The sequence below is a fragment of the Neorhizobium sp. NPDC001467 genome, from assembly GCF_050275975.1.
Taxonomy (GTDB): domain Bacteria; phylum Pseudomonadota; class Alphaproteobacteria; order Rhizobiales; family Rhizobiaceae; genus Neorhizobium.
Map to the genome: position 1 here is coordinate 48,355 of NZ_JBNNPS010000013.1, position 12,281 is coordinate 60,635.

The 12,281-nt window shown below is 60.0% G+C and carries 11 protein-coding genes; 4 read left to right on the forward strand and 7 right to left on the reverse strand.

Annotation, left to right across the window (positions count from 1 at the left end; translation table 11 throughout):
• Window positions 1-8: 8 nt before the first annotated feature.
• Genes ACQKKX_RS19185 through ACQKKX_RS19195 form a run of 3 tightly spaced genes read right to left on the reverse strand, consistent with a single transcriptional unit; the run spans window position 9 to window position 3,625 of the window.
• Window positions 9-1,268: a hypothetical protein gene (locus ACQKKX_RS19185; protein WP_427572963.1), complete on the reverse strand. Its 1,260-nt coding sequence runs from the start codon at window positions 1,266-1,268 to the stop codon at window positions 9-11.
• Window positions 1,269-1,323: 55 nt separating this feature from the next.
• Window positions 1,324-2,466 carry a glycosyltransferase family 4 protein gene (locus ACQKKX_RS19190; protein ID WP_427572964.1) on the reverse strand — a complete coding sequence of 381 codons (1,143 nt, stop codon included), beginning with the start codon at window positions 2,464-2,466 and terminating at the stop codon, window positions 1,324-1,326.
• On the reverse strand, window positions 2,456-3,625 hold the full coding sequence (locus ACQKKX_RS19195; RefSeq protein WP_427572966.1) for an acyltransferase family protein: 1,170 nt from the start codon (window positions 3,623-3,625) through the stop codon (window positions 2,456-2,458). The genes ACQKKX_RS19190 and ACQKKX_RS19195 overlap by 11 nt, the downstream gene beginning before the upstream one ends.
• Window positions 3,626-3,861: 236 nt before the next feature.
• Here ACQKKX_RS19195 and epsC point away from each other — a divergent pair, with 236 nt between their 5' ends.
• Window positions 3,862-4,455 carry a serine O-acetyltransferase EpsC gene (gene epsC, locus ACQKKX_RS19200; protein WP_427572968.1) on the forward strand — a complete coding sequence of 198 codons (594 nt, stop codon included), beginning with the start codon at window positions 3,862-3,864 and terminating at the stop codon, window positions 4,453-4,455.
• A 12-nt stretch (window positions 4,456-4,467) separates the two neighbouring features.
• On the forward strand, window positions 4,468-5,661 hold the full coding sequence (locus ACQKKX_RS19205) for a glycosyltransferase family 4 protein (RefSeq protein WP_427572970.1): 1,194 nt from the start codon (window positions 4,468-4,470) through the stop codon (window positions 5,659-5,661).
• Here the strand turns inward: ACQKKX_RS19205 and ACQKKX_RS19210 are convergent.
• A complete protein-coding gene (locus tag ACQKKX_RS19210) occupies window positions 5,622-6,734 on the reverse strand; it encodes an acyltransferase family protein (RefSeq protein ID WP_427572972.1) in 1,113 nt (370 codons plus the stop codon). The genes ACQKKX_RS19205 and ACQKKX_RS19210 overlap by 40 nt on opposite strands.
• Window positions 6,735-7,019: 285 nt before the next feature.
• Between ACQKKX_RS19210 and ACQKKX_RS19215 the strand changes: the two genes are divergently transcribed.
• Both ACQKKX_RS19215 and ACQKKX_RS19220 read left to right on the forward strand, forming a co-directional pair.
• A complete protein-coding gene (locus ACQKKX_RS19215; protein ID WP_427572974.1) occupies window positions 7,020-7,538 on the forward strand; it encodes a serine O-acetyltransferase in 519 nt (172 codons plus the stop codon).
• A 74-nt stretch (window positions 7,539-7,612) separates the two neighbouring features.
• Entirely contained in the window at window positions 7,613-8,659 is a 1,047-nt protein-coding gene (locus ACQKKX_RS19220) for an acyltransferase family protein (protein ID WP_427572976.1), read from the forward strand.
• A gap of 56 nt (window positions 8,660-8,715) precedes the next feature.
• Here the strand turns inward: ACQKKX_RS19220 and ACQKKX_RS19225 are convergent, their stop codons facing one another.
• The 3 genes from ACQKKX_RS19225 to ACQKKX_RS19235 are packed head-to-tail and all read right to left on the reverse strand — an operon-like array spanning window position 8,716 to window position 12,176.
• A complete protein-coding gene (locus ACQKKX_RS19225; RefSeq protein WP_427572978.1) occupies window positions 8,716-10,092 on the reverse strand; it encodes a hypothetical protein in 1,377 nt (458 codons plus the stop codon).
• Window positions 10,089-11,318, reverse strand: coding sequence for a glycosyltransferase family 4 protein (locus ACQKKX_RS19230; protein ID WP_427572980.1), 1,230 nt, complete (start codon window positions 11,316-11,318; stop codon window positions 10,089-10,091). Before ACQKKX_RS19230 ends, ACQKKX_RS19225 begins: the two co-directional genes overlap by 4 nt.
• A 30-nt stretch (window positions 11,319-11,348) precedes the next feature.
• On the reverse strand, window positions 11,349-12,176 hold the full coding sequence (locus tag ACQKKX_RS19235) for a glycosyltransferase family 2 protein (RefSeq protein WP_427572982.1): 828 nt from the start codon (window positions 12,174-12,176) through the stop codon (window positions 11,349-11,351).
• Between the last annotated feature and the right edge of the window lie 105 nt (window positions 12,177-12,281).

The following is a 12,281-nucleotide window of genomic DNA, read 5'->3' on the forward strand; positions in this document are numbered from 1 at the left end:
CGTGGCGATCATGCCGCCATCCCGATGGTTTTCGAGAACCTGAAGAGAAAGATCGCACGGGCGGCCGCAACCAATATCGCCGTGGCGAGCGCCGCAATGCCGGTGCCGGCGAAACCGAAGATCTCGATCATGGCAAAGGCCATGGCCACCGACATGATGACGCCGAGGAGGTTGATCGTGGCGTAATGATTATCCTTCTTCATGCTGGTAAGGCCGACATTGAGAAGATCCGAGCAGGAGCGGATGACGGCGGCGAGCAGAAGCATGATGAAGATCGAGCGGTATTCGGTGACGTCCTTCATGTCGAGGACATGAATGAGGATCTCGCTGGCGACGAAAACGCCGGCACCGAGCACGACCGAAAGCGCCGCCACCTTGATGAACTGGTTCTTCATGATGCGCCTCCAGTCGGAGGCCGAGCCGGCATTATAGGCCTTGAACAGGACAGGCAGCGCTAGTTGCACCACGGCCGTGGTCATCAGCGTCTGCAGCGCATTGGTGAGCGACCAGTAGAACGTGTAGACGCCGGTCAATGTCAGCCCGAGCATGAAGGAAACGATGTAGCGATCGGCATAGACGAGGCCGACGAGACCGAGATCACTGAAATAGATGAACCACGACCGCCGCAGGCGCTCCCTGATCCATGTGCCTTCGAGCCGTGCTCCAGCGATTTCCCGAAGCGGCCATTTGCGGATCAGCCAGTAGAGAACGGCAAACACGACAACATAGCTGAGGATCCAGCTGGCGAACACCGCTTCGAGGCTGCGCAATGTCGGCAGCCATAGCCCAAGGCCGACGATGACGGGCACCCACAACGCCGAGCGTATGAACACGAGAATGTTGGCCTGCAGCGCCATTTCCATGGCAATCATCGGCACATGCAGGTCGAGCGCATAGGTTTCCAGCCACACCAGCGCGATGATAAGGATGTAGATGGCGGCAAGAGGATAACCGGTGACGTAAGCCAGTCCGATCGCTAGCAGCGTCGCCAGCATCAGCGAGATCGTCGTCACCACCAGCCGCGTCTTGATCTTTGCCGCGGCCGTCACGATCGGAACGCCCACGGCATCGCGGGCGACGAAGTAATTGAGCCCCCAGCCGACCAGCGCCGGCATGATGCCGACCGCGCCGAGCGTCAGCCCGTAGATACCGGCCGCCTCATAGCCCAGGTATTTGACGATATAGAAGGTGAGCAGGAAGCGAAAAACCAGGGTCGAGGCACGCAGGCCAAGATTGGCAAAACTGTTCAGCTTCTTCAGAAATCGCATGGATCGGCATTCCCAGACGCGACGGGAGGTCGCTGGTTCTTATCGACGCCCGTTCTCAAGGATGAAAACCTGCGCTTGTTCGGTTCGTAATGCGGTTGCCGCGGTCGATCTCGGCAATCATGGCCAGCACTTGCCGCGCCGTTCGGGCCCAGGAAAAATCGTGCGTCCGCGCCAGTCCCCTTTCGCGCACGGCGGCAAGATCGACGGTCTCGTCGACCACGTCACGCATGGCCGAGGTGATCGAGGCCACGTGATAGGGATCGAAATAGATGACCGCATCGCGGCAGACTTCGCGCACCGGGGCGATATCGCTGGCAATCACCGGACAACCGAGTGCCATCGCCTCCAGCGGCGGAATGCCGAAACCTTCATAAATGCTCGGGAAGACCAGTGCCGCCGCCTTGCGGTAAAGCGCCAGGATTTCGGCATCGCTCAACCGGCCGGTGCTGATGACATTGGGCGGCAGTTCGCCGAGCAGGGATTTTGCAAACGTGCTGGCCGCGCCGCCCACCATGACCAGCGCCACATCCGGCCGGTCCAGCGCCACGAAGGCACGAATGGCATTGGCGAGGTTTTTGTTGCCGGCCGGCGATCCGACGAACAGGAAGAACCGCCGGGTCTGGAGATCGAACCTTGCCAGGACCGAAAAATCCGGCTCCACACCGAGGACGTGATCGACGGCATTGGGCACCAGCCCGATCCGTGCCGCGTCCACGCCAAGCAGTTTGGCAAGTTCCTGCCTCGAAAAATCGGACACGGTCGCCAGATTGGCGCGTTTCGCCAGCAGACGCCCGAGCAGGCGGTGAAACGCACCATAGGCGCGGGAAAAATTCTCGGGATGGCGATAGACCAGCGCATCATGCAGCACCGTCAGCTGCCGTCCGTGCAGGACCGGACCGGAATTGCACAGATTGACCAGCACGCCATCCTTGCTGGCCCGCCAGAGATCCGTCTGTTCCCAGGCATGGCCGCCACGGCTGCCGACATTCTGAAAACCAACGGCTCTCAGTCCGGCCGGCCGTGCGACACCCTGCGGCGCCAGCACGACGAAACGCCCGGCCTGCGCCGACGCCAGCGTGGAATCAATCTCGTTCAGGATCATGCCGGCAAAGCGTTCGACGCCGGTAACCGGTCGGCCGAGAAAGCGGCCGTTGATGAAGACGGTTCTGGCCGGCGCACGCGACATTTCAACGGGCATTGGCGCCCTGCCCGATCGGTGCGCGGGTCCCGGTGATGCGCTTCGACAGCCGATTGAAGAACTGTCGACCCGGCTCCTCGACATAGGCATAGGTGAAGCAGGCGCAAAGAATGACTACCGCCAGATAAAGAAGCGCCATCAGGTCCATCAGACCGGCAGGACCGAAGGCCAGACGTTCATGCACCCCATCGGTGGCAATCAGCGACTGTCCGAGCCAGCCCTGAGCGACCCTGGCGATGGCGAAAAGGACGGCGAAGACGAAGAAATGGACGAGATAGATCGAGTAGGAAAGCTTGCCAAGAAACAGCAGCGGCCGAATGCGCAGAAGTTTCGCAACCGTTCCGCGCTCGTAGGAGAAGAGCAGGATCGCCACTGAGAAACCGAGGATGTTGAAGGTCGTATAATGCGGCTTGAACCAGAACAACAGCAGCATGATCGCGGTCGCCGCCAGTTCCGCGACGGTGCCCTGCACGGCGGCATTGCGGCGCAGCCTCAAGTGAAGCTCATAGGTCAGATGGCCGGCAAAGAAACCGAAAATGCACTGAACAAGGCCAAGCCCGGACGCGAGATTGAGGTCCGGCTTATAGGTATCGAGCCAGACCAGTCCGACGCCGGACGCGACAAAAACCGCAACCGCCCCCCAGCCGCGATACTTGCCGAGCGACAGTACGAGCGAAACGAACAGGAGGTAAGTGTAGAATTCCGTGCTGATCGACCAGCTCGATGCATTCCACGTCAGTTCCGGAAAGGGAATGACCGCCTGAAGCAGAAAGATGTTGGCGATCAGCGAGGCGATATCATTGGTGCCGGCAAACGCGCCTTCCTGGCTGTGCAGTCCCACCCGGGCCGCCATCATCAGCTTCGCCAGCTCCAGCGCCACGAATATCGAAAGCGTGAAAAGATGCAGCGGATAAAGCCGGCCGAACCGGCGAATGACGAAACGCCAGCCATCACCGCTGTTGGAGAGGGATGTCCGATAGGCATGAGTGATGACGAAACCGCTCAGCACAAAGAAGAACGGGACCGCCAGGTTGCCGTGCCGGATCAACGGGAAATCGTAGAAAAAACCGGCTGTCTGGAAATGGAACAGCGCGACCAGAAGGGCGGCAATCCCCCTCCAGGAATCGAGGGCGTCGAACCTGATCTGCCCTTCTTTCATACGCCATACTCCCCGGGGTCGGTGTATCTGCAGCACCAGTCTTGGGTCATCGAAACGCCCCCGTCAAGCGATATGCTGCGTTGCATATAATTCTCGATCAGTTATCGTCCAGCCCAGTCAACGACCTATATCGGAACAAAATTCGCATCGCTCATCGTGATGTTAACCAAGGTTGATAGGTGTTCGATCTGGCGAAAATGCGGTCGGGTACGGCACGTTTGCGGAGACAGGATGACATGACGGAAACGCCGTTCGAGAAGGTCAGGGCAGACCTCAAACGCTATGCGCTGCGCGAAGACAGGACATCCGCCAGCCTTGGCTTCACGCTGCGCATGCTGCTGTTGACCCCCGGCTTTCAGTTCGTGTTTTCTCGGCGCCTGCAGGAAATGGCGGTGAAGATCCCGCTGGTCGGCCGGCTTCTGCGCCGTATCCTGTGGTGGTGGAGTTGCGTCTTTTTCGGTTCGGAACTGGCAATGGCCGCGAGGATCGGCGGCGGGCTTTATGTGCCGCACCCTTTCGGCATCGTCGTTGGCGCAGCCACGCTCGGGCGCAATGTTTCGATCCTGCAAAACGTCACCATCGGCCGCAAGGCGGCCGATGATCCGCGTGATCCGGTGATCGAGGATGACGTGTCGATCTCGGCCGGCGCTGTCGTGGTCGGGGCGATCATCATTGGCCAGGGAGCGACGATCGGCGCCAATGCGGTCGTCACCAGGGATGTGCCCGCACAGACGATCGCCATGGGCATACCGGCGAAAGTCGTCGTCCCCAAATCGCCAGAGGACACGCCGGTAACCGACGCATCCGCCACCGCCAGCCCGGTCGCTTAAGGAACCGCGCGGATGCGGATCGCCCTGTTCAGTGCCCTTTATCCGACACCGAAGCACCCGAAAATCGTCGGCGGTGCGGAAGTGTTTGCCCGCCAGTTCGCCGAGGCGCTGGTTGCCGGCGGCGACGACGTGATGGTCATGTGCAATGCGCTGAACGGGCGGCGCGAGACCGAATTCGTGAACGGCGTGCGGGTCGAATTCATTCCGGTACGCAACCTTTATGCGCCCTTTCAAGAGCGTCAAAATCCGGCCATGCGCATGCTCTGGCACGTCATCGACGACTGGCAGACGGCCCATCCCGCGATCGCCGAACTGCTCGACGATTTCCGACCGGACGTGATCAATTCCAACACGATCAATGGCCTGACCGCCGATATCTGGCGCGTGGCGAAAAGACAAAAAATCCCTACAGTACATACGCTGCACGACTATTACCTCACCTGTCCGCGCTGTTCGCGTTTTCACGGCGACAAATCCTGCGGAATGGCCTGTACTGCGGTCACGGTCGGTCGGCGCCGCCGTGCAAAAAGCGTCGATGCCGTGGTCAGCGTCAGCCAGCGCACGCTGGACCTTCATATGGACGACGGGCTGTTTGCCGGAGCGGCAAAACACGTGGTGAGAAACGTGCCCAACCCCGCCATCACCTTCTCCCCTCGCTCGTTACCAGCGCCGCCGCTGCGCATCGGCTATCTCGGCCGTTTCTCACCGGAAAAGGGTGTCGGCCTGCTGATCGAAGCCGTGGCGCGTCAAAAACCCGGCACGGTGAGACTGGCGCTTGCCGGAAACGTGCCGCAGGATGAAAAGGCGCGGCTGCGGGCACTCGCGCCGGATGCCGATCTTGATTTCGTCGGTTTTGTCTCGCCTTCGGCGTTTTACGCCACCGTCGATGTCATTGCTCTTCCATCGATCTGGGAAGAGCCCGGTGCATTGGCCCTGGTGGACGCCCTGGCGGCCGGACGTCCGGTCCTCGGCAGCCGTTTTGGCGGCATACCGGAGGTGATCGAACACGGCGTCACAGGATGGATCGTCCCGCCGGGCGCAGACGGTTTTGCCAAGGCGATCGAGGCTCTCGTCGAGGATCCGGCCCGGGTTCTTGCCGCTCAGGAAAAGTTGCGCGAGCGTCCGGGCCGGGTGTTCGATGATGTCGTGCGCGAATATCGCGCAATCTATCGCTCGTTGATGCCGGCCGTGGCGCAAGCGTCCTGAACCGGCGCTCTCGGCCTGGTCCGTCGCGACAGCCAGGCGCCCATCGGCTTTTCAAGAAGCAGATGCACGGCGGTCGAGGCAATGACCGACGCAATAATTCCGCCGATAAAGATGCCGGGCAGCGGCAGACCCAGCATCACACCGATGACGCCGAAGACCTTCAGTGCGAACGGATGCGATAGATAGAGCGCATAGGACGCATCCCCGCCCAACGCGAAGACGCGCGTGACGCGGCCATTGCGTGCCGAGGGTCCAAGCACCACGGCGGCGGTGACCAGGATCGCCGGCAGTCCGCCGGTGATGAGGCGCGTGACATGTTCATAGGCCGAAATCTGGTAGAGCCAGATCGCCAGCGCCAGCCCAGCGGCGATCATGACCACCACCACGCCGAGCGGCAGGCGAAAACCCTTGAGGTAAAGCGCCGCAAGCCCGATGCCGAGGAGGAATTCGCCGATAATGCCATTGCCCCAGAATTTGAGCGGCCAGACCTGATCGGGCACCAGCATCGCGCCCAAGCACAAAACGGCAAACAGAACCAGCATCACCACAATGCCGACCGGCCTGCGCAGACACAGGGCCAGCGCGAAGACGGCGTAAAACAACATCTCGTAATTCAGCGTCCAGCCGAGCGAGAGCAGCGGAAACAGTTCGCCGTCGGCCCGCGGAAAGGGAATGAAGGCGTAGGAGGCGACGATGTGGCGAATATCCAACCCGTTATTGTTGATCAGGCTGCCGGCGGCGAGGATAGACACCAGCATCAGCGTCGTGAAGATCCAGTAGAGCGGAACGATGCGTACCAGCCGCCTGCGCAGGAAATCAACCGGCGCGCCCGGCCGACCGAAGCGGTCATGCATCATGTAATACATGATGAAACCGCTGATGACGAAAAAGATGTCGACGCCGAGCCCCCAGTCGAGAAGGCCGATGCCGCCAAACGTGCCGCTGCTGCGGGCAGCAACATTTAACACCTCCGCATGCGCATGCGCAAAGACGACGAGAAAGGCGGCGAAGAACCGCAGGATCTGCACGTTGACAACGTAGTGTCCGCTCTCACGGATATGTGCCTGCGACATGGCTTTTCCATTCATCGCGCCCGCCGAAGAGCGCCGCCGACCTAAATCTTTTCGCAATGCAAAGCTAACATGACGATGTCATGGATTCGAGCGATTATCCCGACGGTTATTTCGAAACCTCCCCTACCGGGTGGATATTTTTAATATATCAACCATTTGCGCAGCCGCCACTGCCGCAGTCCCTGCGTTTCGAAATGGAGCAGGCGTTGACATTGCGCTTCAGGCGGGTACGAAACATAATATTCCTTCGCAATTGCGAAATGAACCGGACGAACGGGAAGCCTCATGAAATTCTGGGATGTCGTCAAAGCGGATCTCATGGCGAATGCCGGCCACCGCAGCATGAAGAAGCTGCCTTTCACCTTCCTTTTCAATCCCGGTTTTGCCACGGTCTTCCTGCATCGCGTCGCCACCCATTGGCACCAGGGCAGACTGAAACGTCTCGGCATCGTCATCTGGCGCTGGAACGTGACGCGCAGCGGCTGCCATATCAATCTGCGCAGTCGCATCGCGCCCGGCCTGTTCCTGCCGCATCCCGTCGGCATCGTCATCGGCGAGGGTGTGGAGATCGGCGAAGGGGCGGCGATCTACCAGACGGTCACGATCGGCAAGACCGCCTCGCCGCAATATCCGGTCATCAAAGCCGGCGCGACGCTCTATCCGAATGCCATCGTCATCGGTCCGATCACTGTCGGTGAAAAGGCGGTGGTGGGCGCAGGCTCGGTGGTCGTCAAGGACGTGCCGGACCACGGCATCGTCGCCGGCAACCCGGCCAAACTCATTCGTGTCGGTACCGGAGAATAATCGGGCCTGCGGGGCCTGATCGAATGAAGCACGAGCGTTCACGCGAACAACCGAACACGGGGGTGTTTTTGGCCATGGATCAGGTGAAATCGCGCAACCAGCTCTACCAGTTGAACTGGGTCCGTGCCGTCGCCGCGCTGATGGTCGTCTGTTACCATCTGGAAATCACCATGGCACTCTCGAAATATTTCGACCGCGCCGTGTTTCCGATCTTCAACGCCGGCTCGGCGGGCGTCGAGCTGTTCTTCGTGCTCAGCGGCTTCGTCATCTACTATGCCCATCACCGCGACAGGCAGGGTGATGTCGAGGCGGTGAAGACGTTTGTCTTCAAGCGCTTTCGCCGGCTTTATCCGCCGCTCTGGATCGTGCTGATTGCCACCACGGCGATGGCCTTTGCCGCGGGCGCCGAAGTGTCCGCCTGGGATATGATTGCCGCCTACCTGATCCTGCCGGTGGAAAAGGAAGTGCTGCTCGGCGTCGAATGGACGCTACGCCACGAAATGCTGTTTTACGCCACCTTCCTTGTCTACCTATGGAACCGCAAAATTGGACTTGCGCTTCTGATCGGCTGGGGCGTGATCGGCTCGCTTACCGGCGTTTTCCTCGATGAACCGTGGCTCCTCAAATTCCTGCTCAGCCCGTATCACCTGCTGTTCATGACGGGCATGGGCATCGGCTGGCTATTCGTGAGGCAAGACATGACGCAGGGCCTGCCGATCTTTCTCGCAGGTCTCGTCGTCTTTGCCGGCACATGGTGGCAGGTCAGCTATGGCGGCGGGGCGGATCCGGATTACCTGATCCTGCTCTTTGGCCTCGGCGCAACCGGCATCATCTACGGCCTCTGTGCGCTTCCTTCATGGAACCGGCCGTTCAAGCCCATGGACGTGATGGGCGCTGCCTCCTACAGCCTCTATCTCATCCATTATCCGCTTCTGTCGCTGCTTCTTAAGATCGTCATGGTCGTGCATGCCCATGTACCGCTGCCGCTGGAACTCTGGTTCGTCGGCATCGTCATTGCCTGCCAGGTGGCCGGCCTGCTGTTTCATTATTACGTGGAAAAGCCGGTGCTGGGCCTGACGGGACGGATCATGCAGAAGCGTCAGCCGCAGCCGGCAGAGTGAGGTCAGAAAAGGCTATACCTCACCCTTCCAAACCCCATCAATGATAAGCCTGAAAACTAGCCCTGCGGCCGCGGCACCATATCCGTCTGCGCATTCGCCAACCCCGGCTGCGTACTAATCGGCCCCGTATTGCGTGGCTTCAGCTTCGGCTGTCTGGGTGCACGTGCCTTGTTCCTCACGTGATAGCCGAACATCTCGCTGAAGATATAACCGAACATCAACGTCGCGTAGGATGGGCCGTAACACTGGATGGTGACGCTATAGAAATTGAACATCGTCATCAGCGACAGTTTGACCGGATCTCGGGCGTGGCGCACCATCAGGAACTGCATCGCCACGAACAGGATGAAGGGCATGCCCATCATGATCAGCGTCGACATGTAGAAATTGTCGAGCGGCAGATTGTAGTCGGCCAGCGCCGTGTAATCCATCGGATAGCTGAAACAGCCGAGCCCGCAGCCGAAGACCACGCCGGCGGGAAAGATGTCCGCGACGGTGCGGAAAGGCCCCGGCCAGGTATTGTCGATACGGTCCTGCAGGCTGAACAAGGTCGACGAAACCTTGCCCAGATCGGCGCCGTAAAACATCACCATCAGCAGCGGTGGGACCAGCAGGCACACGAAGGACCATTTGGCGACAAGACGCAGGAGGGCGATATTGATCGCCCGATCGCGCACGAACCAGACCGTGAAATAGATCGCGACATAAAGGAAATAGACGCCGAGCGCCGTCTTGCTGGTCGAGACCTGGATCGCCCACAGAATGATCGGGAACGCGATGATGTTGGTCAGAAAACTGTAATGCGGCGACAGCAGGATGAAGATGAAGATCACCATATAGGCGGCCATTGTGCTGTCGCCGGCAAGCCCGCCATAGCGAATGCCGCCCTCCTGCCACCAGAGTTTTGTGGCCTCGCGCTCCATGCCGAACGAGCTGATCGTCTGCCCGACCCACGGGTATTCGACGTAAGGGTTGGCCAGCAGGCCGAGGACTGAAGCCCCGCAGATGAGGATCAGCACCGCCCTTACCCATCGCCGCTCGGTCACGGAACGGCCGTAGAAGCAGAAGCCGACGAACATCGGGATGAACATCTTGATCGAGGAAAACAGCGAGAAGGCGGAGCTGTTCATGAAGAAGATGCTGGTGATCGTCGAGATGATGAAGATGTAGCAGAGATACATCCCGATCGCGTTCTTCTTGACGAAGAACTGCTGGTAGAAGAACAGGCCCATTGCCACGAAGGACATCAGGTCCGGCACGAACCACAGGAAGGACACGTGCAGCAGCTGGAACAGATAGCGGATGCTGCCGGTCAGGCCATCGCGAATGGCAAACAGGATGAAGGTCACGACGAGGAAGAGATAGATGACCTCCTCCCAGTCGATGCGGGGCCTGTCGCTCTGATAGGGTCTGGACTGGGATGGGCTCGTCATACCGTCTGCGGCTCCACGGCACGGGACGCTGCAACCGACACATACACATCGCCGATCTGGCGCACCATGCGGTCCGACGTATAGGCGGTGAGGAACCGCCGGCGCCCGACCTCACCGAACTGTTCGAGCGTTTCGTGGTTCAGCCCGGCAAGGCAATCGTGCAGCGCATCTGGATCCTCGGGCGGCACCAGCATGCCGTATTTGCCGTTTCCAAGAATTTCCACCAATCCGCCGACGGCCGCCGCAACCACGGGCTTTTCCATGCGCATCGCCTCGATCGCCACCAGCCCGAACCCTTCCCAGCGTGACGGCACTACGAGCACGTCGCAAGCTTTCATCTGGGCATAGACCCCATCGCGGTCCATCCAGCCGAGCTCGGTGATATGGGAGGGCAGCGTGTCCGGCATGTTTTCGGTGCTGACCGCAAAGCCGCCGACAAGGCGGACGCTCAAGCGATCGCCAAGCCCCTCGACTGCTTTCAGCAGAATATCGACGCCCTTCTGGTAATCGTATCGTCCGGCGTAAAGAAGGCGGATTCGATCGTCCTTCCATTCGGCAGCGGCGACCGCCGGCACATGCCGGTCGATGCCGCTTTCCACCAGCGTCACCTTGTCCGGTGAAAGGCCGAGTTCCATGGCCCGGCGGTATTCGTGTCGCGAAATGACAATGATGCTGTCGGCGACATTGCCGAGCTTGCGCTCGATCACCTCGGCGATGCTGCGGACATAGCGCGCACCCTGCATGTCCACCGACCAGCCATGCGGGCAAAAGACGATGCGATATTGCCGGCGCAGGCCAAGCACACGCACGATGACGCCCGCGACCGACGAATGGGCATGCACGACATCGGGCCGGAACGCGTCGATCGCCTGCAGGTAGCGCTGCATCAGCAACAGGGAGCCGATCAGCCGCGTCGGCCGCTTGAAGGTGATGATCTGCGCGCCGCATTCGCGGATCGCGGGGTCAATGAAATCGAAATGCGTTTCGGGCACCAGAAGCTGGACGTTGTCGCGCCCGTAAGCCTCGACCTGATGCGGGATCAATTCGGCCAGGTAGGAACCGGTGCCGCCGATGATGCTTTCGCAGACATGCAGTATCTTCATCGTTTCACCGCATCCGGCGGGACGAACGGGTTCGACCGGATTTTCCACCGCCAACGGACGCCCGAGCCGACGCGCCTGCCGGAGCACCGTGACGCCTTCGACTGCGCTGATGTGATCCGACAAACGAAGTCCTCCCAAACAAAGCTTTCAGTCTCAAGACCGCATGATCTTTTTAAGACCGGGCGAACGGATCAGCGGCAGCGAGAACCGTCGACCGAACATGACCAGACTTCTCAAATGTGCCCGCCCCGCAAAACTGAAAGGGCTTGCCGCACTCGATCTTTGATGGTCGTGCACGAGCTGCGCGCCCGGGAAGCAGATCACCTTCTTGCCGGCGCGCCAGACGCGGGCGCACAGATCGACATCTTCCATGTAGAGAAAATAGGCCTCGTCCATGCCGTTCAACTGCGCGTAAAGGTCGCTGCGGATGACGAAGCCGGTCCCCATCACCCATTCCGCCTCGAACGGTTTGCCGTCGCGCCAGGCTTCGCGCATGAGATGACGGTCGATGCGGCCGGCGAACATCTTGCCCAGCATGTTGACGCGGCGCGCACCGATATCGAGAATCGAGTAGAAACGCCGCGCCGAATATTGTCGGCTGCGGTCCGGATTGACCAGGTCGAGACCGACGAGACCGACGCTCGGATCACGGTCCATATAATTCAGCACCCGCGCGACACTGTCGAACTCGAAATAGGTATCGGGGTTCAGCACCAGCAGATAATCCGCATCCGTATGCTTGTAGCCTTCGTTGATGCCGGCGCCGAAACCGGCATTGCGGTCGGACGCGATCAGCCTGACCCCGATCGGCAGCTTGGCGCGCAAGACGGGCACGCTGTCGTCGCCGGAAAGATTATCGACGACGATAATTTCTTCCGGCTTGGCGACGGATTGCGCGATCATCGATTCCACGCAGCGGATCGTAAGACCGGCGGTGCGGAAATTGACGACGATGACGTTGAGAAGCGATGTGTTTGTCATCTCTGACCCATATGTTCGTGATGGGATGAAGTGCGCCGCCGGGACATCGGAAAGGGTGGCGGCAGAAGCGTTCTGCACGTGAAACAAGAAATAAAAATCATATAC